Raw genomic sequence first — 23,355 nt, 5'->3', positions numbered from 1 at the left:
GGGCGCGCTGGAGCCGCCCCTGGACCAATGTGGCCTGGGCTTTTCTCACAGTGGGAATTGCTTTGGGTAGCTGGTGGGCTTATCGCGAACTGGGCTGGGGCGGTTGGTGGTTTTGGGACCCGGTTGAAAATGCATCCCTGATGCCCTGGCTGGCTGGTACGGCCTTGATTCATTCATTGGCCGTGTCTGAAAAACGGGGCGCACTGCGCAGCTGGACTTTGCTGTTGGCGCTCACAACTTTTGCCTTGTCCTTGTTGGGCACATTCCTGGTTCGTTCGGGTGTGCTTACTTCCGTACACGCATTTGCCACCGACCCCGAGCGTGGCGTGTTCATTCTCGCCTTGCTGTTCATCGTGGTGGGCGCTTCGTATATTTTGTACGCGCTTAAAACCGGCGAGGTGGGGCAGGGCGGCAACTTCAAAGCCACCGGGCGTGAATCGCTGTTGTTGTCGAATAATGTGTTGATGAGTGCAGCATTGGTTGCCGTAATGCTGGGCACACTTTACCCCTTGGTCGTCGAGGTAATTGGCGGGCGAAAAATGTCGGTGGGGCAGCCTTATTTTGAAGCCATGTTCGCCCCCATTTTGCTGCCCGCCGTGTTGCTGATGGCACTGGGCCCTGATTCACGCTGGCGCGAAACGCGGCTTGCGCAGTATATCAAACCGGGTGCAGTGGCTTTGGGTGCTGCTGTGTTGGTGTTGCTGGGTGCGTCATTGTTCAATGGTCACTTCAGCCTGCTGTGGGCCATTGGCGTGGTGTGTGCCGTGTTCATGGCGGTGTCCACGCTGGCCCATGCGGCAGCGGCCACGCGCAAGGCCGGTGCTGCAATGCCTGAAAGCGGCTTGTTCTACCGCATTCGCCGTTTGTCGCTTTCCTACTGGGGCATGGTGCTTGCGCATTTGGGCGTGGCCGTGTTTGTGGTGGGTGTTAGCTGGGTAAAAACCTTCGAGACTGAAACCGATGCTGTGTTGAAACCGGGCGAAACCTCTGAAATTGGCCCATGGCGCGTCACCTTCATTGGTGTTGATTCCGTGCAGCGACAAAACCATGTGGCGGCACTTGGCGTGTTTGAACTGACGCGTGGCGATGGCACATTGATTCACTTGCTGGAACCCGAGAAGCGGCGTTACCAAAGTTCGGAACAGATCATGACTGAATCTGCCATTCACAGTGACTGGTTTTCCGATGTGTATGTCAGCCTTGGCGATGCCGTGCAAAGCAGCACCAGCAGTGGCACCTGGGGTGTGCGGCTGTATTACAAACCGCTGATCAACCTGATTTGGTTGGGGTGTGCGCTGATGGCATTGGGTGGTTTGGTCACCGTGTTTGATCGCCGTTACCGGCCCAGAAAAAATGGGGCAATGGCATGATAAAAAAACGCTTGCGCCTTTATCTGCCAATTTTGGTGTTGCTGTTTCTGGGCGTGTTTTTGTTGCGCGGTTTGTGGCTTGACCCTAAAAAACTGCCCTCGGCCCTGATTGGCAAATCCGCACCTGCGGTGGTGTTGCCTGTGCTCAGCTTCACTGGTTCTGAAGCTGCCGCAGTAGAACTTGCCGGTATTCAAACAATACAGAATATCGATGCATTGAAAGGCCAGCCCTGGGTGCTGAATGTGTTTGCGTCCTGGTGCCAGGCCTGCCTTGTTGAGCATCCACATTTTATTGCCCTGGCCAAACAACAGAAAATCAAACTGGTGGGTTTGGCCTACAAAGACGACCTGGCCAACACCCGCCGCTGGCTTGCGCAGTATGGTAACCCCTATGATTTGATATTGATTGACCAGCAAGGCCAGTACGGCATTGAATTGGGCGTGTATGGCGTGCCGGAAACTTTTTTGATGAGTGCCAACAACACCATCATTCACAAGCAGGTGGGACCAATTCCCGCCGATTACTTTGACAGCATGGCACTGCCTGCCATCGAGGCTTCCCGATGAATGCGAACGACCTGAATGCAGTTGAAAAGGAACAGTACAAGGAAGTGGCCAGTGAGTTGCGTTGCCTGGTGTGCCAAAACCAGTCGCTGGCCGATTCGCATGCTTCTTTGGCAGTCGACCTGAAAGAGAAAATCGCTGAACAAATTCGCGCCGGAAAAACCAGTGAAGAAATTAAAAGCTACATGCAAGACCGCTATGGCGAGTTTGTGATCTACAAGCCTGCTTACAGCATGGAAAATGCGGTGCTGTGGCTGGGGCCTTTTGTGGTGCTGGTTATTGCAGTGGTGTTGGCGCGCAAAGTTGGTAAGGGCAAGGGCGCGAGTGTGAATGGAGTATCAAAACCCTCGGGTACAGATGCAAACACTGGTTGGGCAGAACGCCTTTACGCCAAAACTGAAAAAGAGAAAAAGTGATTAATCAAACCGGTGGGGTGATCGGGTGTATGTCGCACCGATGTTATTTCTCACTCGGTTGATTTTTGCGGTAAGTTCTTGCCTTCACTGCATGGGTTTATCGCTTTATGAAATCTCAAAGAATCGCAATTGTTGGTGCTGGCACTGCTGGCCTGGCAAGTGCTGCATTGTTGGCAAGACAGGGTCACTCCGTGGTGCTTTTTGAAAGGGCACAGTCGTTCCAGCCGGTGGGAACGGGGGTGCTTTTGCAGCCTTCAGGTTTGGGTGTTTTGTCCGAACTTGGTGTGATGGATGACATGTTGCGCTACGGTCAGCGTGTTGATTCCCTGTTGGGAACAACACGTTTGGGGCGCAAAATCATGCAGGTGGAATATGCGCACTTGGGTGTGTCGACAGATTTATTCGGACTGGGGGTTCATCGAGCCGCTTTGTGCCATGTATTGCACAGCGCTTTCGCATCAATTTCTAGCCGCGTTTATATGGGATGCGAGGTAAGGTCTACAGAGCAACAGGCCAACTCCCAGTTACTGCATTTTTTACACAATGGGCAGGAACACACCGAGGCATTCGATGCGGTACTGATTGCAAACGGCAGCGCAAGCACGCTTAGACCTGCAACTTGGGTAAAGTACAACAAGCAATACCCATGGGGGGCGATGTGGACAATTGCCCCACTGACGGAACAGTTGACTCATTTCGATCAGCCCAGTTTGCAACAAAAGTACGACAAGGCCCACACCATGGTGGGTATGTTGCCCACGGGTTGCAGCCCCGACAGCATGAATCAGCGTATGGTCAGTTTGTTTTGGAGTTTGCCTGTCGCAGACATACCAGAATTCCACAACCCTGATTTTGATTTCAGCAGTTGGAAGCAAAACTTGAGTGAGTTTTGGCCGGAAGTCTCGCCGTTGCTGGATGCGCTTCACAGCCCACTTCAATTGTTGCCAGCCACTTACCGTGATGTGGTGCTTTCTCGCTGGGGGCAAGGTCGCTTGGGCGTGATTGGCGATGCTGCCCATGCAATGAGCCCGCAGCTAGGACAAGGGGCCAACATGGCATTGTTAGACGCACGGTCAATCGCGGATGCGATTGAGGAAGGCAAGGATTGGGATGATGTTTGGTGCCACTTTCATGCGCAACGCGCAGGCTCCATTCGTTTTTATCAGATCATGAGCTGGTTGCTAACACCACTATTTCAATCCAGAATTCCGGGGGCAGCCTTCATTCGCGATTTTGCTTTGCCCCTTTCCCACAAAATACCTTGGTTACGTCAACAAATGGCCGCAACTGTTGCGGGCACCAAACACGGATTGTTTCGATAAAAAACTCGAACCGTGATCATTCAGGGTTAGGGGTTTTTGTATCAAGCAACAGCCTTACGTCAACGGCTTGTAGCGCACACGTTTTGGCCGCGCGCTTTCTTAGCCCGCCCATCAGCAGTGTTGGGAGGTTTCATGCCTAGATTTTTTGTTTTGATGTTTGTTTTTTTGCTTGCGGGTTGTGCCGCTGTCAAAGACGCTGGTTTGCCAAAAGCTATATGGACATTAGCAGAATATCGTTGTCCTTTTGGCTGTAGCCCAGAAATGGAAGCTATCGTAAAACCAAGACTGAATCGTCAGATTCATTTGGATGGTCGAGAGTTGTTTGACTCATTTTTTGGTCCCTGTGCAAAAAACGATTTAATTGTCGAGATTCAATCCAAGGAGGTGACGCAGATTCTGGATGAAATGAATGTCAACTTGCCTCCAGGTATGATATTCACCGCCGAAAATACAGGAATTCAAGGCGACACCGCGCAAACTGCGCATGTGTATTGCAAAGACAAGAAATTTGGAAGAAGAACCTTGGCTTGGGTAATTTCAATCAAGCCCGGTGAAATGATTACTTTCGAAGAAGATGCCACCTTGTTGGTTTATCGATAAGACTTGGCTGCAGATTAGGCAACCCTCATTTTTAACTGTATTGAATCAGCAGTTTTGAAGCAAATCCCGAATTTTCTCGAATTCGGCCTCCAGCAGTTCTTTGCCAGTTTGAACAATGCTGTCGTCAGTTTCCTGTGCTGCGGTTTCTATCAAACCGCAGGTATCGGCCAGGGTTTTTGCACACAGTCCAAGTGCCGTGCCCTTGATTTTGTGGGTCACCCTGATCACGCCTTGCATGTCTGAATTCCTGATCATGTTGTCCAGCTTTTCAAGTTGTTTGCCTTTGTCTGCGATGAAGGCCAACAGCAGGTCTTTTGCAAAATCCCTGTCGTTCCCGGTGATTTCATCCAATGCGTCCCAATCGATGGGCGATGTCATGGTGGTCACTACGGGTAACTTTTTTCGGCCGGGTTCAAGCCATTCAATCAATACTGATTTAAGGGTTTCCATGCGCACAGGTTTCACCAACACATCGTCCATGCCTGCGGCCAAACAGCGTTCACGTGTTTCACTTAAGGCATCGGCGGTATAGCCAATAAGTGCTTGTACACGGCGATCAGGGCGAAGGGCTGTAATTTCCCGGATGTGTTGAGCCACGTCAAAGCCACTCATCTTGGGCATCTGGCAATCACAGATGAACAGGTCATAATCCTTCTCTATCCACTTCGACAAAGCTTCCAGGCCATCACCAGCCACGTCAACATTGCAACCCATCAGGCCAAGCTGGTTCTTGAGCAATGCCCGGTTGATTTCATTGTCGTCTGCGATCAGGATATTTGCGTTTTTGACGTACTGCGGTACTTCAATTATTTCCTGTGAATTCCTCCCGCTTTCGTTTTGCGTGAGTTTGTCGGGTTCGGTTCTTCTTAAGGGCAGCGTAACGGTCATGCACGAACCTACGTTAAGCACGCTGTGCAAGGCAAGTTTTCCCCCTAGAAGTTTGGCGAGTCGTTGGGATATCGAAAGCCCAAGACCTGTGCCACCAAATTTCTTGCTGGTGTCATGCGCCGCCTGAACAAACGGATCAAAAATCTGATTCTGGACTTCAGGACTGATGCCAATCCCCGTGTCAATCACTTCAATCACGATTTGTTCGCTGCCTTGTTCGTCCCGCTTCATTTCTGCATTGAATTCAATTCCACCTTTGTGAGTAAATTTCACGGCATTGCTCAGCAGGTTGAACAAAATTTGTCGCAAACGCAATGGATCGCATTCCATGGAATGCGGAATGTTTTCATCAAACTTCATGTGCAAATACAGACCCTTGGCCTGTGCAGATTGCGAGAACAGATCTGCCGCGAATTCAAATGCACTTTTCAGTGACATCGGTTCAAGATTCACCTCCAGTTGTCCCGCTTCAATTTTTGACAGATCCAAAATATCGTTGATGATGTCGAGCAATGAATAGGCCGACTGCCGTGTCAACTTCAGCAAGTGCGCGCGTTCCTTTGCCGCACCGGTTTGTTCCAGCAACTCCGACATGCCGATGATGGCATTTAATGGCGTGCGAATTTCATGCGACATGTTGGCAAGAAAACTGGTCTTGGCCTGATTGGCTGATTCTGCTGCTTCGCGTGCCTGAGCCAATTCAGAAGTTCTTGTCGCTATACGCTGTTCAAGGTCGGCATTCCAGCCCCGCAGTTTTTCTTCGAGCTTTTTTTGATGGGTGATGTCCCGAGACACTGACAACAATCTGCCCGGTTTCCCCTGATTATTGGAAATGGGGCTGATAATGACATCCCACCATTTTTCCGTGCCTTTCATGGTGGGGGTCATTGCTTGAAACCGACCCAATTGGCCAGCTTTTGCGCAATCCAGTGCGTCCTGCACTTTTGGCTGGTCTTTCTCGTTCCAGAATGTCAGCCAGTCAGCGCCTTCAATGTCGCAGAAGTTGTCCACTTCCATGATTTGGCAACCACGTGCTGTCATGAAAAGCAGTTTGGCGTCCAGGTCGAGAACTTTGAGGCAATCGGGGCTGCTCTCGATCATGCTGTTGACGAAAGCCATGTTGGCAGCCAGGTCGCTAGTCCTTTTCTTGACTAGTTTTTCGAGTTCATTCTTTCGGTTGTTCAGTGCATTTTCGGCTGTTTTTTTCTCGGAAATATCAATATGAATGCCATACATCATCAATGGTGATCCATCCTTGGCGCGGCTCACCACGCGGCCATGGGATTGAACCCAAACCCAGTGCCCATCTTTGTGTTTAAGGCGAAAGGGTTGTTCGAATACATCGATTAGTCCCTGAAAATGCTGCTTCAGCATTCGTTCCGATTCAAGCAGGTCATCCGGATGTACGCGTGATCGCCACACTGCAAGATTCAGCGGTTGAAGCTCTTCAAGCGTGAAGCCCATGATTTGTGCCCATCGATCATTCACAATGACCTTGTTTTCAGGAATGTTCCATTCCCAGGTTCCGGCGCCGGTACCTTCAATGACGCCATGCAGCCTTTTTTTCTCAAGATAAAGTTCTTCTTGCGTTCGTTGGATGTTGGTCAGGTTTTGCGCGATGTGCAAGTAACCGCTGAACTCCCCATCGTCGACATAGAGTGGGCTGACTGTCAATTCAACATCGATGTGTTTGCCTGTTTTGGCGACCAGGGTCCAGTAGCGGCGTTCTACCCGGCCATCGCGTGCTTTGCCTATCAGGGTGTAATGGTCATTGACAAGGGTTTTTTGAGATTCCTGAAGAAGCTGGCTTTTGCGAATCAGGATCTCGTTGGGTTCATGAAAATCAAGTGAATGGAGCTTGTTGATGGCTTGCTCGGCCGTGCATTCCAGCATCAGTTCTGCTGCTTTGTTGAAATGCGTGATCAAGCCGTCGGGATCGGTCGCAATAACTGCAGCATCTGTCGAATTTAAAATCGACTGCTGGAATGCATTCTCCGACTTCAATAACCTTGCGGTTCGCTTCAGCTCCATTTGCGAAACAACTTGTTTGGCCAGTTGCAACAGGGCTTTTTTTTGCGAATCTTTCAGCTTCCCCGGTTTAAGGTCGATGACGCACAAGGTGCCCAGCGCATAACCGCGCGGGGACACAATTGGTGCGCCCGCATAGAAACGGATGTGTGGTGCGCCGCTCACCAAGGGGTTGTCGCGAAAGCGTTCGTCCTGCAAAGTGTCCTGGATTTCCATCAATCCTGTTTGGGCAATTGCGTGACCACAAAAGGAGATGTCCCGGGCTGTTTCTGTTTCGTCGAATCCGATGGTGCTTTTGAACCACTGGCGTTGCTCGTCGATCAATGAGATCAGCGCAGTTGGCGTGCCACAAATTTCAGCCGCCAATTCAGCAATGGCGTCAAATTCGCCTTCTGCAGGGGAGTCCAGTAATTTGTAGCTGCACAAATCCTTGAGCCGGGCGATTTCATTCAGGGGGGTGGGTGCTGGCATCATGGCGGGTCTCCTTGATCAATTCGAGCGTGAAGCCTTTGTGTTGACAGGTACCAAACTTGGTTGAATCAGCATGACTAATAATATCACAATTGGTAATATTGGTATAATTGGTAGATCCACTTGCTTGAATTGCAACATTAACAATGGTTAAAACAATGAATGACGCAACAGATTACTGCTCAATCAAAGAGGCCTCTCAAATATTGGGGGTTTCGCCGAAAACGATTCAATTGTGGGTCGAGAAAGGCAGCCTGCGTGCCTGGAAAACTGCTGGTGGGCATCGGCGTATCATCCGCGAATCGGTGAATGCCTTAATCAAGGCACGAAATCCTCAAGCTGCATCCAATGCCGGTTCCGGGTTGCTCAACCTGGAACAAGGCATGCGGGTGTTGATCGTTGAAGACGAGGAAGCGCTTCGCCGACTCTACGAGTTCAATGTCCGGCAATGGGCCAATTCCATTCAGGTTGAACTGGCCAAAGATGGTTTTGAGGCATTGCTGCGCATTGGCAAGACCAAACCCGATGTGCTGATCACCGATTTGAGCATGCCGGGTATGGATGGCTTCAAGATGCTGCGTCGCCTGAGCGAGCTTGGTGAATTGGGCTCCATGTTGGTCATCGTGATCACCTCCTACGATTCAGAGGCGATACAAAACCTGGGCAGCTTGCCCGAAGGTGTTCATGTTTTTGAAAAACCAGCGCCTTTCAAGTCAATCAGGCAGCTGGTTGTGGATGGCGTGGCGGAAAAAATGGCGCTTTCCAGATAATTCGTGGTCGTTTTTGCTTTTCTGAATTGGTAATAAATTACCAATTTAATCCATTTCTCCTTGACTAAATCGGTAATATCGGTAATCATTTCCTTAAGTGTTGATTAAGCACCTGCTCGTCCTCTGTCATTTCAGGGGTGTTTGCAAACATTGAAGGAAAAATACGATGAGACCCATCACCACAGCAAGTTTGTTCGCGCTGTTGGCCGTTTTCAGCAGTGTGGTCCACAGTAAAGAAGACGTCAAAATTGATCTTCAGGTTCATTTGGTTCAAATGGACGACAAAGGTCTGGAAGTTTTCAAACCAGCCCAACAAGCCAATCCTGGCGACATTCTTCAGTACAAAGTGATTTGCCGGAATCAGGGCGACACCCTGGCTCGCAATGTCATGGCGATCTTGCCTGTTCCCGCACGGGAACTTGTGTTCGTGAAAGACAAAACCGATTTGCAGAATCTTCAAGCCAGTCTGGATGGTCGGGTATTCGGTGATTTACCACTGAAGAAAGTTTCCAGGACCCCGGATGGCCGAATCGAGACCGTCGATGCTGATCCCGCCGATTACCGTTTTCTGCGGTGGGCTGTTGGCGATATTCCCCCACAGAAAAGCGCCACGATGTATGCACGCATGCGTGTAACACCTGGCGATGATTCGATTGCAGGAGGGCAACAATGAGCAACAACAATTCCTCTGGATCCATGCAGAAATTCACGGCCACCGTTGTATGGAGTTTGTGGGTCGCTGCCTTTATCGCTTTCATGCTGGTGTGGCTGAAAGATGCGCACGCAGCCCCTGTGGCCGGAACGTCGATTGGTAACCAGGCATCAGCAACATACACCGATGGATCACAAACCACGCGTACCGTGACCAGTAACACAGTGGTCACGATTGTGCAGCATGTCGCCAGTTTGACCTTGACCGCCGATGGCAACAAAAACGTCACCGCTGGTGGGCAGGTAAGCTTCCCGCACACCTTGACCAACACCGGTAACGGGGTTGATCAGTTCAGTTTGGCCACGGTCAACTCGGGCGCTTTCACGTTTGATCAGGTGAAGATTTATGCCGATCTGGATGGCGATGGTGTACCCGACAATTCATCCGAGATTTCGAACACAGGCGATCTTGCACCCGGTCAGGCATACAACTTCGTCATCGTGGGGCAGGTTCCCACCACAGCCAGTTCAGGTTCAGCCAATGACATCACAGTCACGGCGACCAGCGGGTTTGATTCCACAAAGACGGCTTCGAATACCGATACAACAACCGTGTCCAGCAATGCTGTGGTGAATGTGACCAAGTCTATTGATGTGGCCAGTGGGTCGGCTGGCAGTGGTCCGTACACTTACACGCTGACTTACAACAACACTGGAAACAGTGCTGCGAGTAATTTGGTGATCACGGATGACATTCCGGATGGCATGACGTATGTGCCGGGCAGCGGACGTTGGACCAGCACAGGTGCCACCGTGTTGACTGACCTGGATGCGACAGATGACCAGGGCGGCATTGTTTACGATTTCAATGTCACCACCACAGACACCGTAAGGGCAGTGGTTGCCGTGGTGCCTGCTGGTTCCTCTGCCTCAATTTCCTTTCAAGTGAATGTGGATGCCGGTCTTGACGCAGGCTCAAACCCTGCCACCTTGAATACGGCTTACTACAGTTACAACGACGGCAGTGTGGATGTTGCGCAGAACTTCACGAACTCGGTGCAGTTCCGTGTTGATCAAATCGTGGCGGTAAGCTCGACTGGTGACTCCGTGGAGGCTGCGGCCCAGGGAAGTACAGTGACCTTCAACAACGTGGTTCGCAATGATGGCAACGGCGAGGACACTTTTGATTTGACCATGATCAATTCATCGTTCCCGGCGGGCACAGCCTTCGTGCTGTACCAGGCCGACGGCGTTTCACCTTTGCTGGACAGCGATGGTGACGGTGTGCCCGATACGGGGCCATTGGGTCAAAATGAAAGTGTGTCTTACGTGGTCAAGGCGATTTTGCCAAGCGATGCATCCGCTGGTGGTCCTTACACGGTTGAGGCAAAGGCGACTTCGAGTGTGGATGTGGCAGTGTTTGCAGTGGCCACTGACGCCTTAAGCACCATTACCAGCAACAGTGTTGATTTGACCAACGATGTGTCTGGTGCAGGCGCGCCAGGTTTCGGACCCGGTGCTGAGGCGGTGTCCGTTGATACCAATCCTCTCAACCCCGGAAGTACCACCACATTCACCCTGGCGGTGGCCAATTCAAGCAGTGTTGCAGACAACTTCAACCTGCTTGCCAGTACCGATTCGACTTTCTCCACGATTGGATTGCCAGAAGGATGGAGTGTTGTGTTTCGTGATACCAGCGGTGCCGTGATCACGAACACGGGTGTTGTCAATGGAGGGAGCACCGTCACGGTTACTGCTGAAGTGTCAGTGCCGGCAGATTATATGCCGGGTACCGAAGACATCTATTTCCGTGCGGTTTCTCCCAACTCTGGCGCAGGCGACATTGTGCACAATGCGGTGACGGTGAATACCGTTCGCAACGTGGTGTTGGAAAGCAATCACTCCGGGCAGGTTTCGCCAGGCGGAACGGTGACCTACACGCACACATTGTCCAACCTCGGCAATGTGACTGAGGGCAACGGCACCACCAGCAGCATCGACTTTGCATTGGTCGACGACAAAGACGGCTTTTCTTCCATTGTTCATTGGGACATCAACAACAACGGTGTGCTGGATCCATCCGACCCGGTGGTCACCGATGCGTCGCAGTTGACTGGGGGAAGCAATGGTGCAAGTACAAATCCGGGTCTTGATCCGGGTGAAAGTGCAACGCTGTTCGTGAAGGTTCAGGCGGGCGCAAACGCCACAGCTGGTGCGATGAATACCAGCAGTTTGAGCGCAACAACCAGCGGCACCATCGATACTCAGGCTGCACCCACAGCAGCCAGCGTGGATGATGCAACAACCGTGATTGCCGGAAGTGTGAAGTTGGTCAAGAAGCAGGCACTGGATACGGACTGCAATGGTTTGCCGGACACCGCGTTTACCACAGCCGACCTGACCAATGGTGCTGTACCCGATGCGTGCATTCGCTACGAGATTACAGCCAGGAACGTGGGTGTGTCTGAAGTGCTTGATCTGGTGGTCAGCGATGCAACACCAGTGCACACCATCTATCACGCGGTGTCCCCGGCTGCTGCAACTGCTGGCACGGTAACGGCCCCCGCTGCCGATGACTCCGGGACCATTCAGGTCACTGCCAACAGTCTGGCTCCGGACCAGACCCTTGTGCTGACCTTCGGCGTGAAGATCATGCCTTGAGTCCCCGTTTCCGGCCCCGCCCGGGAGGGTAGCGGGCCGGTTTTTTTCTCAAAACGCTAAAACGAGGGGATACGATATGAATCAGTATCTGATGATCCTGCTCGCTTGGTTTTCAATGTTTTCCGCTGCCTCTGCAGTATTTGCAGCATCGACTATCCAGCCTTTGACGGCTGGTGGCACCGTGCTGAACCAGGCCAGTTTGTATTACGTCGACAACGCAACGGGTTTGCCTTCAAATCTGGCATCCAACGCTGTGCGTGTCTTCATGCAGCAATACGAAGCCGGCCTTCTGCTGAGCGATCAACGGCAACGTCGAACAGCAGGAAATTCGGTCACGTTAACGCATCGCCTTGTCAATACTGGCAATTCAATCACTGCGTACAACTTGCGTTTGGAGAACCATGCAAACGATCAATTTGATATTGATCCATTGTTGCTGGTGCACGATCTCAACGAAAACGGCGAACCTGATTCTGGTGAACCCACCGTAACGTCCATCGAGCTATTGCCTGGGCAGGCTGTTGAGCTGTTGATTTCGGGCGTGGTGCCTGTTGATGCCAGTGGGCTATCAAAAATTGATGTGGTGGCCTATCGGGGCGACATCGAATTTGCACGCAACACAGACACCGTTGAAGTAACGGCAGGTGCCGTACTGGTTTTGAGCCTTGAAGCGTCCACCTTGACACCGGCGCCAGGCGAACACGTGGAGCTGGTATTAAACACACAGAACACAGGCAATGCAATTGCCGATGGGATTGATTATGAAGTGGACGGCCGCGTTGAATCGGGTCTTCTGATTGTTCAGGAAATCGCACCGAATACGCAGTTTGTGGATGCGGGTGCCAAGGTGGGCCGGGTGTTGTACAAGACAGGAAATAACTATGATTTTTCTGCCACGCCACCGTCCGATTCAAGCCGCGTCACTGCGGTTGCGTATGTACTTGAAAGTCTGATGCCCACAGCCGATGCTCAGTTCAATCTGACCGTTCAAGCCAATGACAATTCATCGGGTGAGTTGCCTTACCGGTCCCAGGCCTACTACGACAATGCCGTGGCAGTGGACAATTCAATGTCGTCTTCCAACCAGGTGGTTTTGCTGCTTGAGCCCAGCCCACCCGAAATTACTTACTATTCAGACCCTTCGTTTTCTGCGCCTGCCACGGCGACTCGTTTGGGCACTCCCTTGTATTTGCAGGCTGATGCAAGTGCATGCAATTCAAACGCCTCGCTTGTTGACGAGGTGGTGATCATCATTCGTTCAGAATTGTCTGGCGATGAGGAGCAGTTTCTCGGTGTGGAACAGGGTATCAACACTGGGATTTTCCGGATTCCACAAGCCATTGAAACCAGCAACATGCGGATCAGCAATATGGTGCCCGGCAACGGAGTGGTGGAGACTGGAAAAAATGATCGCCTGATCGCCGCAATCGGTGATTGCGGTGTGGGTGAGGCGTTCACCAGCGTATTGATCGATCCTGAAGGTGTTGTATTTGACAGCCGCAACAATTTGCCGATTGCCAATGTGCAGGTGGAGTTGATTGATGTTGATGGCCGTGGCAACGGTGGCAATCCCGGTGGGCCTGCTGTGGTGTTTCAGGACGATGGCACCACACCAGCACCGAGCCGGGTGATCACGGGTGCAGACGGTAGCTACCGGTTTCCCCTGGTTCCAGCCAGCACCTATCGTTTGCTGGTTGTACCACCCACCGGCTATGAGTTTTCATCGCGTTTGGCACCTGATGTTTTACCGGCGGGGCGAAGCATCGACCTGTCAGGTTCCTATGGTGGCAATTTTGCGGTGAATACATTCACAGGTGCAGTCAAGATTGATGTGCCTGTCGACAATGTGAATGCCACAGGCATTCAGGTCAGGAAATCGGTTGCTCGCAAGATTGTTGAAATTGGGGACATCGTTTCTTATGCCGTTGAGGTGCGCAACATCAGTGGCGAAAAACTATTCGGTGTGGTGTTGCGGGATCAATTGCCCCCGGGTTTTCAATATCGTGCGGGTTCTGCAATGCGTGATGGTCAACAGATCACGGACCCGGACGGTTCAACAAGTTCCGTTCTTGCGTTCCCTTTGGGCACACTCGAAAACGATGAATCTGCCACCATCGTTTATGTAACTGCTGTAGGAATAGGGGCTCGAATCGGCACCAATGCGACAAACCGTGCACAGGCACAAAGCGCCTCGCCTTTGGCACACACCAGCAATGTAGCAACGGCTTCTGTGCGTGTTGAAGGGGGTGTATTTGATACCCACGGTTTTGTGCTTGGAAAGGTTTACGCAGACTGCAATGAAGACGGCTTGCAGCAAGAAGGCGAAAGGGGCGTTCCCGGCGTGCGTGTATGGCTGGAAAACGGCAACTGGGCGACAACTGATCACAATGGGTTGTTCAGTTTTCACGGGGTAACGCCTCAAACCCATGTTGCAAAAGTTGATGCCACCACATTGCCCGCCGACACCCGAACGCTTGCAATTTCAAACCGGCATGCCGGCGATGGCAACAGCCGTTTTATTGACATGAAAAACGGTGAATTGCATCGCGCGGATTTTGCATTGAAAGGTTGCCCCGAGAGCCTTGATCAGGAAATCGACAGACGGGCTCAAAAGATCAAGGTTCAGCCACGGCCTGCGGGGCTTGAGCCGGGGCAGCAGAAAATTGAAGGCGCACCCGCGCGCACCGCGAAATCGCTGGCTGAATCGGTTGAAACCTTGAACAACAGCCTTGATTTCATTGGCATGGAAAAAACCCAGAATGTGGCCACGACCCAAAGCAGTTTTCGCATCAAAGGCCCCATTGGCGCAAACCTTGTGTTGAAGGTCAATGGGCTTGATGTGTCACCCAAAAAATTGGGCACACGGGTGGAGGTTGCCGGGCGAAACATGGAGGCACGTGAGTACATCGGGATTGAGTTACAGCAAGGCGAAAACCAGGTCGAGTTGCTGGACGTGGATGCCAATGGTCGGGTCAGGGCGAGAAAGTCCATTCAATTGTTGGCACCGGGTGCCTTGGCTGCCATACACATTGATTCAGCCCAGCCCGCCATGGCAGGGCAAGGCCAAACAGCGCTGGTCAAGGTGTCACTTTTTGATGCCGCTGGTATTCCCGTGGTCGCCCGTACACCCTTGAATTTGTCAAGCGATTCAGGCCACTGGCTGCATCCGGATCTCGATCCGGTGGCAACCGGCCACCAGGTTTTTGTGGAAGGTGGCCATGCCATTTTCAAGCTTCAAAGCCCCGAGCAAACAGGCCGTGCCACAGTTCAGGTCACATCGGGTTTGGTCAAGGCCGAGTCAGAAGTGAGCTTTCTTGCGCAGTTGCGTGAAATGATTGCGGTGGGTCTTCTTGAGGGGGTGATCAATCTGCGGGATCTGCGCAAAGGCATTCTGAGCACGGGCAATGGCAATGATGGCTTTGAACAGGAAATTCAGCACTTCTCGACACAAGGCAATCAGGTGGATGCAGGTGCACGCGCTGCGCTTTTTCTGAAAGGAAAAATCAGGGGTGATTACCTGCTGACCATGGCTTACGATTCAGACAAACCCACTCAGGACAAGCTTTTCCGGGATATTGATCCTGATCAGTACTACGCGGTGTATGGCGACGATTCAGTGAAAGGTTCCGATGCACAGTCCAACGGTCGCCTGTACCTGCGTTTGGACAAAAACAAATCCTGGTTTCTGTTGGGCGATTTCAATACCCAAAGCGCTGATCGTCAGGTGGTCAGAAAGTTGTCTGCCTATAACCGGAGTTTAAACGGTGTTCGTCATCATTATGATGCGGACAATATTCAAATCGATTCATTCGCAAGTCGCGAAACCACCCGCCAGGTGGTGGAGGAAATTCCAGCCAATGGTACCTCGGGTCCTTATGCGCTGAAGTTCGACAATCTTGTGGCCAACAGCGAGAAAATCGAGATCGTGACTCGCGACAGCGATCAGCCCGCCGTGGTGATACGCAGTGTGCCCATGCAGCGCTTTGTGGATTACACCCTGGAGCCTTTCAGTGGTCGAATCCTGTTTCGTGCGCCGGTGGCCAGCCTTGACGAAAACCTCAATGAGCAGTTTGTTCGCGTCGCCTATGAAGTTCAGCAAGATGGTGAAGAGTTCTGGGTTGCTGGCGCCGAAGTGCGTGTGGATGTGCGTGAAGATGTGCAAATCGGTGCGGCCATTGTTGATGATCAGAATCCGCAAGACCCCAACCAGCTGCGCGGTATTTTTGCCCGTTATGAGAACGGCAGCAACAGCATCGTGGGTGAACTGGCCAGCAGCAACCGACTTGATGTGGGTTCCGGCAACGCTGCGCGTGTTGAGGGGAAAATCAAGGAAGGGCGTTTGCAGGGGCGGTTCCAGGTGTCGCGTTCAAACCCTGCCTTTTCAAATGCCTCGTCCACGTTAAGCCGTGGAAGAACTGAAGCACGTGGCAAATTCAATTATTCACTTGACGACAAAAATCGCCTGATCGTTGATTTGCTGTCGTCAAAGGATGCGCTTACCGGGCGAACCAAGCGTGGCTTGTTTTTCGCTGCGGAGAGAAATTTTGCAAACAATGTGAAAGTTCAACTTGGCGTGCGAAGCGAGTCTTTTGATTCGCCCGAACAGGGCGCCCAATCGCGCACAGGCACCCATTACACTGCGAACAGTATTACCGCGCGTGTTGATGGGCCAGCACCCATTTTCCCCAAGGTGTCCTTGTATGGCGAAGTAGAGCAAGACGTTGGGAACAGCAAAAACAGACTTGTAGCCCTGGGCGGCGAATACCGTTTGGCTGGCAAGGGTCGCGTGTATGGGCGGCATGAGCTTTCTTCGTCACTTGGCGGATCTTTTCAGCCTGACAACGAGGATCGCCGAAATACCTCTGTGTTGGGTATTGACTCCGAATACATGAAAAATGGTCAGGCTTTCTCGGAATACAGGGCTCGCCAAGTGTTTTCAGAACGAGAAGTAGAGGCTGCAATTGGACTTCGCAACAGAATTCCCGTGTCGGAAACCTTGAGTTTCAACACCAGCTTTGAGCGTGTGAAGGCCATCACTTGCAAAACCTGTATTGAATCGATTGCAACCACCGGCGCTGTGTCATATAGCCCGAACATCAACACCAAAGCGACTGCTCGTCTTGAGTTGAGAAATGCGACGAATGGCCGTTCGGTGTTGAGCAGCCAGGGTTTGGCACGCAGGATTTCCGAACAATGGACGATCCTGACACGCAATATTTTTCTCCTGAATCATTCGGGCCAGCAACGCCGCTTGCAGGACCGATTCCAGATCGGTCTGGCATTTCGGAATATCAAAACAAATCGGTGGAATGCGCTGGGCCGTTACGAGTTTAAAACCGACAAAACCCTGACGGCAGGCGCTGTCACGCGGCCCGGTGATTATCGCCGTCTGGTGCATGTATTTTCCACACATGCCAATGTGAAAGTGTCCCGCCCACTTGTTGCCACATTTCGTTATGCCGGCAAGTTCGGAAAAGAAAGTTACTCGGGAATTGGACACCGTACCCGCGGGCAACTGGTGTCGGGTCGCATGACTTATGACGTGAACCCGCGCTGGGACCTTGGTTTGCAGGGAAGTCTCTTGCTTTCCAACGATTCGTCGGGGCGCCGCACAGCATTGGGTGCTGAAGTGGGTTATCTCTTGCAGGAAAACCAGTGGGTGTCCGCTGGCTACAACGTGTTCGGTTTCAAAGACCGGGATTTGAGCGGCCAGGATACTTTCTCTCAAGGTTTTTATCTGCGTCTGCGGGTGAAATTTGACGAACAGTTGTTCGCCCAGTTTTAAGGTGAAAATCAATATGCATCACATCATTTTTTACGGTCTTTTTATTCTGATGATTACAGCGTCTACCGGGGTGCAAGCGAATTGCCGGGGCGATGCCTGTGTCAGCATGGGAAGCAATCTGGCTTCAGTGGACAGCGGTCAAAGTGCGCTGTTCGGTGGGGTGTTGAGCAGCCTGACAGGCAGCGACATCAGTTTCAGCAGCAATGAATCAAGTTCGCTTGCACAGGGTGATGTAGACCTGGAAACACTGCTGCAAAACATTGAAACCCTGAGCGGAGCAGACAGCACGGCTGCCGCTTTGAATTCGGAAATTACTTTGTCGCAGTTCTACGCGGCAGCAGCAGATGCCGCAAATGCTGCAGGCGACAGCGAGGCTGCAGCTGCGCTGAGTAACTTGAGTGCAGAAGTTGCTGGTGTGGCCGGCACCTTCCAGGTGGGGGATTTGATTGCCTTGCAAGAATCCGAAGGCGGCTACGATGGCGTCAACCTGAACGCGCTTGAATTGGTGTCCGGAAGTGCCGAAGTGTTTAGCGGAAACAATCCCGTGACGACATCGGAGCCAGTGACCATTTCAGGTTCGGAACTGGGTATGGCCGGGGTGGTGAACTCGGTAACCATTGCTTCGCAGGTGGTTGAGCCCGCCAAAATAGTGTGTGGACCCGAAGGTAGTACCTTTCACAGTTCCTCAATGCGATATTCCCTGTCGCTTGATCTGGTGGACACCGGTCTTGACATGTCATCGTTGCTGGCATTGCCTGGAATCGCAGATGTTGATGCAAGTATCGGGCAGCTTAATCTTTATGTCGAAGTGTCCCGTGCTGAAGGTGTTATTCAAAGCATTGACGCGCTCAACCAGGCCGTCACCATCAATGCTGTTCCGGGGGTGACCGACATGTATCTTGGGCAGTTCCCGGAAGGCGCTTTTTTTGACACCAGTGTGTCGCTTGATCCCGCGTTACTTGATTTCTCGACCATAGGCAGCGTCACGGTGACCGAGCTTTCGGGCACTGCCACCACGGTTTCCATTCAGGCCAAAAGCAGCGCACAAGGTGAACAGTCCTTCGCAGACACGCTGGTGTTTAACGGGCCCTATCCTGAAACACAGCGCTCAAGCACTTCTGCGGACGCGGGGTCGCAGCTGCTTGATTCCTTGATGTCCAGCCTCGTTTTGCAACTGTCGCCTGAAGACCTGGGTTTGCTCAATGACCAGGTTTTGGTAGCTGTTCAGGATGCTAGTAGCAACACCTTGCCCCCAATATTGTCATCCGTGCTGACCGGTATTGTCGACCCCATGATGGAAAGCATGGGAACGTCTATCGGCGAAGTGGACACGACAGTACACGCAGTCAGGCAGGTTTGTAATTTCAGTGGTCTGGTTTATCACGACCTGAATCACGACTACATCAACAACACAGGCGATGGCCTGTGCAATGAAGCCCTGTATGTAAAACTTGTGTCGAGCGACACGCCCGCCGGTCCGGCTTTGGCCGTTGCTACAGTGGAGCCAGCCACTGGGCAGTACACTTTCACCACCGCGTCTACCGGAAGCTACAGCCTTGTGCTGGATACAAATAGTAATCCCAATGATGTAGCATCCACCGCGCCAGCGGGCTGGTTGCACATGGAGTCTGAAGACGGTGTTCAGCCTTTTCTGCTACAAGCCAACGGCGCAACAGAAGGTGGCCCGAATTTTGGTCTGTACCACGGCAGCACCCTCAGTGGATTTGTGTTCGAAGACAATGGCGCTGGTGTTGCCAATGCCCATGATGGCGTGTTTCTGGACGACGAGGCAGGTCTTGACGGAATTGTTGTGAAGCTGACTGATTTCCCCGCCGCCGCAACCGGGCCTCTGGATGAAGTGATCACGCAGGGTGGAGGTGCCTACAGGTTCTGGATTCCAGCGGGTGCAGGTGGCTCCGTGTTGGCTGTTGTTCAAGCCAACCGCGAAAACTATCGATCCATTGGTGCCAGTGTCGGCAATACGGGTGGCACATATGACCTGGCACAAGATCACATTTCATTTGGCCGTGAAAATGGCAAGCGGTATGAGAGTGTTGATTTTGGTGACGTGAAGACCAGCGCCCTGTATTCCGACAATCAACGCACCAGTGTGGCTGGTTCCCCGATTTTTTATCCACATGTGTTTACCGCTGGCAGTGAAGGCGACATTGCTTTTGAGATTCGAAGCGACAGTGTGTCCCAAGAGAGCTGGCAATCCATGCTTTACCGCGACAGAAACTGCGATGCCCAACTGGATGCTTCTGAAGCAATAATTGTTGAACCCGTCAATGTGCAGGCGGATGAAAAATTGTGCGTGATCATGAAAATTTTTGTGCCTTTGACTGCGCCAGCGGACGCACGGCATGTTGATACCTTGCAGGCCACATTCACCTATTCAAACACCACTGTGGATACCGCCCATTTGGTGAACAATGTCACCACTGTGGGGGCGTCGGATTCGCCCGGTTTAGCCCTGCTTAAAGAAGTCGAACAGCCCACAGCGTTGCCGGGAGAAACACTGGTTTACACCGTTCGTTACGAGAACCAGGGGGCAGGGGATCTTGCTGCGCTTGAAATTCACGACAGCACCCCCGCGTACACTGTATTTTCAAGTGCCCAGTGTGTAGATACCCAGGCGGATTTAACCTGTGAGGTGTCGGAGCAACCCGGCGTGGGTGATTCGGGTCGCATTACCTGGAAAGTGATTGGACTGGTTCCGCCCGGCACCAGCGGTGTGGTTCGTTTCAGTGTGGTGGTTCAGTGAGCAACTTCCTTACTTCAATGGCTTGTAACGCACACGTTTTGGCCGTGCACCTTCTTCACCCAGTCGCTTGATTTTGTCCGCTTCGTATTCCTGGAAGTTGCCATCGAAGAATGTCCACTGTGAATCGCCTTCACAAGAAAGAATATGCGTGGCAATGCGGTCGAGGAACCAGCGGTCGTGTGATGTCACCAGCACAGTACCGGCAAATTCCAGCAGCGCGTCTTCCAGCGAACGCAGTGTTTCTACGTCCAGGTCGTTTGATGGTTCGTCCAGCAGCAACACGTTGCCGCCAGAAATCAGTGTTTTGGCCAAATGCAGGCGGCCACGTTCACCACCGGACAAATTACCGATCAGCTTTTGCTGGTCACCGCCCTTGAAGTTGAAGCGACCCAGGTAAGCGCGTGAAGGCATTTCAAACTTGCCCACGGTCAGAATGTCTGCACCGTCGGCCACGCCGTCGAACACGGTTTTGTCGTTGGGCAGTGAATCACGGGCCTGGTCGACCACAGCCATGCGCACGGTTGAACCAATCTTGATGGTGCCGCTGGTGGGGTCTTCCTTGCCTGCAATCATCTTGAACAGGGTGGATTTACCTGCACCGTTGGGACCAATCACACCCACAATTGCGCCGGGTGGAATCTTGAGGCTTAGGTTGTCAATCAGCAAGCGGTCGCCAAACGCTTTGCTCACGTTTTCAAACTCGAGAACCTCGTTGCCCAAACGCTCGGCCACAGGGATGAAAATTTCCTGTGTTTCATTGCGCTTCTGGTATTCATGGCTGGACAATTCTTCAAAGCGTGCAATACGCGCCTTGGATTTGGCCTGGCGGCCCTTGGGGTTTTGGCGAACCCATTCCAGTTCTTTCTTCAAGGCTTTCTGACGCGCGCTTTCGCTGCTTTCTTCCTGCTTCAGGCGATCCTGTTTCTGGTCCAGCCAGGAGCTGTAGTTGCCTTTCCATGGAATACCGGATCCGCGGTCCAGTTCCAGAATCCATTCAGCGGCATTGTCCAAAAAGTAGCGGTCGTGGGTTACAGCAACCACAGTGCCGGGGAACTTGTGAAGGAACTGTTCCAGCCAGTGCACTGATTCAGCGTCCAGGTGGTTGGTGGGTTCGTCGAGCAGCAACATGTCGGGCTTGCTCATCAGCAGGCGGCACAAGGCCACCCGGCGTTTTTCACCACCGGATAGCGTGGCCACACTGGCTTCCCACGGCGGCAGGCGAAGCGAATCGGCTGCAATTTCCATCAAGTGTTCAGCATCGTTGCCTGCGGCAGAAATGACAGCTTCCCACTTGGCTTGTTCTTCGGCCAGCTTGTCGAAATCGGCTTCGGGGTCGGCATAAGCCGCGTAAATTTCTTCCAGCTTTTGTTGGGCCATGCCCAGTTCACCCAAGCCTTCCTCAACAGCCTGGCGCACGGTGTGCTCCGGGTTCAATTCAGGTTCCTGGCTCAAATACCCAATGTTCAAATTGGGCATGGGCACGGCTTCGCCTTCAATGTCTTTGTCCACACCGGCCATAATTTTCAGCAGGGTGGATTTGCCAGAGCCGTTCAAGCCCAGCACACCAATTTTCGCGCCGGGGAAAAAGCTCAGCGAAATGTTTTTCAAGATCTGGCGCTTGGGGGGAACAATTTTCCCCACGCGGTTCATGCTGTAGACGTACTGGGCCATTCGGTTTCCAATTCAATAGGTTTAACGTTGCCGCAATTTTAAATCATCGCAGGCAGTTGGGGGGTTAAAGCTTGACGTTCTTTGCTGGCCTCACCCAGCAAGGCCATGCCCAGCAGTGCGCCGTCTTTGCCTTTGAACAAGGCTTTCACGCCGTTCTCATCCGCCGTTATTTCCCACGCACCTTCGTGTTCAGGCAGGGGTGGGTTCACCACGGCAGGGCAGTCGGGTGTTTTAATGCTGACCGGCATGGCCGGGAACTTGATTTCAGTGGGCTTGCCCGCCAGGGTTTGTGCCATGGCGCGTGCAGCTTGCATCACCGGCATGATGTAGGGCAGTACAAACTTGCCCAGGTATTCAGCACAATCACCCAAAGCATAAATGTTTTCATTGCTGGTTTGCCCTAGTGCATTAACCACCACACCACGGGCCACGGTCAAGCCCGCGTTGTTCGCCAGTTCCGTTCTGGGCCGCAAGCCCACGGCAGACAATACCAAATCGGCTTTTGTAATTTCGCCAGTTGAGTCGGTCAGCGTATAGCCTGTACCTGTTTTTACAATGCTGCTTACTGTGCGGCCCAGCTTCCAGCCAACACCTTTTTCGGCCAGCTTGTTTTGCATGAATACACTGGCCTGTTCGGGCAGCAGGCGTGCCAAGGGGCGGTCGGCCAAATCAAATACGGTGGTGTGAATGTCGGCTTTGAGCAAATCGTTGGCAAATTCGCAACCGATCAAGCCTGCACCCAGAACGGCCACTTCTTTCTTGCCGTCCAGCAGCTTTCTGAAAGCGGCGTAGTCGTTCAGGTCGTTCACGCTGACCACATTGGCCGCTCCATCGCCATCAATCGGCAGTTTAATGGTGTCCGCGCCCAGGGCCAAAACCAATTGGTCGTAACCGAATTCCCCCTCGCTGGTGTCTACTTTTTTATTGGCTGCTTCAATCAGGTTCACCGTGGTGTTGGCGACCAATTCAACTTTTTGTTGTTCGGCAAACTTGGCTGCCGGTGTCATCACCAGGGTTTCCGCGGTTTTTCCGCTGGCCAGTGCATTGCTCAACATCGGCTTGGAATAGAAGTCGCCGTTGTCGGCGGTAATCAATCGAATTTCAGCTTCGGGGTCTGCTTTGCGTAATTCTCGAACCAATGTCCAAGCGGCCACGCCGCTGCCAATGATGGTGGTGTTCATAGTGCTTGATCCTGTGTGCTGCAAATGAATTGCAATAGTCTGTTTCTATAGTGCTTGCTTGTTCATGATAAGTGGCTATCATCAACGTTGGGTACAGGCATTGTATGCGCAAACTTAACGTATACGGGTGTTTACCAAACAGAGTGGCATTGGTTAAGATGCGCCTAGCCATTCGGTTTTAATTATCCAACGACTTCAACTGACAGCACATCAA

General features: G+C 52.3%; 13 protein-coding genes. 10 read left to right on the top strand and 3 right to left on the bottom strand.

Annotated elements, in window-relative coordinates; translation table 11 throughout:
• From V7028_RS08090 to V7028_RS08070, 5 genes are all read left to right on the top strand, one after another.
• Window positions 1–1,370: heme lyase CcmF/NrfE family subunit (locus V7028_RS08090; RefSeq protein WP_334119574.1), on the top strand; the 1,370-nt coding region annotated here is incomplete at its 5' end.
• Window positions 1,367–1,936: a DsbE family thiol:disulfide interchange protein gene (locus V7028_RS08085; RefSeq protein ID WP_334119573.1), complete on the top strand. Its 570-nt coding sequence runs from the start codon at window positions 1,367–1,369 to the stop codon at window positions 1,934–1,936. The genes V7028_RS08090 and V7028_RS08085, both read left to right, overlap by 4 nt.
• The gene (locus V7028_RS08080) at window positions 1,933–2,349 is read left to right on the top strand and encodes a cytochrome c-type biogenesis protein (RefSeq protein WP_334119572.1); all 417 of its coding nucleotides are present in this window, start codon (window positions 1,933–1,935) and stop codon (window positions 2,347–2,349) included. The genes V7028_RS08085 and V7028_RS08080 overlap by 4 nt, the downstream gene beginning before the upstream one ends.
• A 107-nt stretch (window positions 2,350–2,456) precedes the next feature.
• Window positions 2,457–3,671 (top strand): FAD-dependent oxidoreductase, encoded by a 1,215-nt coding sequence (locus V7028_RS08075; protein WP_334119571.1) that lies wholly within the window; start codon window positions 2,457–2,459, stop codon window positions 3,669–3,671.
• Window positions 3,672–3,803: 132 nt separating this feature from the next.
• Window positions 3,804–4,271 (top strand): hypothetical protein, encoded by a 468-nt coding sequence (locus V7028_RS08070; protein WP_334119570.1) that lies wholly within the window; start codon window positions 3,804–3,806, stop codon window positions 4,269–4,271.
• Window positions 4,272–4,316: 45 nt separating this feature from the next.
• Here the strand turns inward: V7028_RS08070 and V7028_RS08065 are convergent, their stop codons facing one another.
• On the bottom strand, window positions 4,317–7,661 hold the full coding sequence (locus V7028_RS08065) for a PAS domain S-box protein (RefSeq protein WP_334119569.1): 3,345 nt from the start codon (window positions 7,659–7,661) through the stop codon (window positions 4,317–4,319).
• Between the two features lie 155 nt (window positions 7,662–7,816).
• Here V7028_RS08065 and V7028_RS08060 point away from each other — a divergent pair, with 155 nt between their 5' ends.
• The 5 genes from V7028_RS08060 to V7028_RS08040 all read left to right on the top strand — a co-directional run bounded on the left by V7028_RS08060 (window position 7,817) and on the right by V7028_RS08040 (window position 20,289).
• Window positions 7,817–8,428, top strand: coding sequence for a response regulator (locus V7028_RS08060; RefSeq protein ID WP_334119568.1), 612 nt, complete (start codon window positions 7,817–7,819; stop codon window positions 8,426–8,428).
• 166 nt (window positions 8,429–8,594) lie between these two features.
• Window positions 8,595–9,101: a hypothetical protein gene (locus V7028_RS08055; RefSeq protein ID WP_334119567.1), complete on the top strand. Its 507-nt coding sequence runs from the start codon at window positions 8,595–8,597 to the stop codon at window positions 9,099–9,101.
• The gene (locus V7028_RS08050) at window positions 9,098–11,740 is read left to right on the top strand and encodes a beta strand repeat-containing protein (protein WP_334119566.1); all 2,643 of its coding nucleotides are present in this window, start codon (window positions 9,098–9,100) and stop codon (window positions 11,738–11,740) included. The genes V7028_RS08055 and V7028_RS08050 overlap by 4 nt, the downstream gene beginning before the upstream one ends.
• Before the next feature lie 76 nt (window positions 11,741–11,816).
• Complete coding sequence (locus tag V7028_RS08045) at window positions 11,817–17,525, top strand: SdrD B-like domain-containing protein (RefSeq protein ID WP_334119565.1); 5,709 nt, start codon at window positions 11,817–11,819, stop codon at window positions 17,523–17,525.
• Between the two features lie 13 nt (window positions 17,526–17,538).
• Window positions 17,539–20,289, top strand: coding sequence for a hypothetical protein (locus V7028_RS08040; protein ID WP_334119564.1), 2,751 nt, complete (start codon window positions 17,539–17,541; stop codon window positions 20,287–20,289).
• A gap of 9 nt (window positions 20,290–20,298) precedes the next feature.
• Here V7028_RS08040 and ettA read toward each other — a convergent pair whose 3' ends face one another.
• Window positions 20,299–21,960 (bottom strand): energy-dependent translational throttle protein EttA, encoded by a 1,662-nt coding sequence (gene ettA, locus V7028_RS08035; protein ID WP_334119563.1) that lies wholly within the window; start codon window positions 21,958–21,960, stop codon window positions 20,299–20,301.
• Between the two features lie 38 nt (window positions 21,961–21,998).
• Window positions 21,999–23,141, bottom strand: a complete 1,143-nt coding sequence (locus tag V7028_RS08030; RefSeq protein WP_334119562.1) for an NAD(P)/FAD-dependent oxidoreductase — start codon at window positions 23,139–23,141, stop codon at window positions 21,999–22,001.
• Window positions 23,142–23,355 lie beyond the last annotated feature (214 nt).

Origin of the sequence: Limnobacter sp., from assembly GCF_036846585.1 — a bacterium.
Taxonomy (GTDB): Bacteria; Pseudomonadota; Gammaproteobacteria; order Burkholderiales; family Burkholderiaceae_B; genus Limnobacter.
Note: the sequence above shows the minus strand (reverse complement) of the source record. Positions and strands in the feature narration are given on the sequence as shown.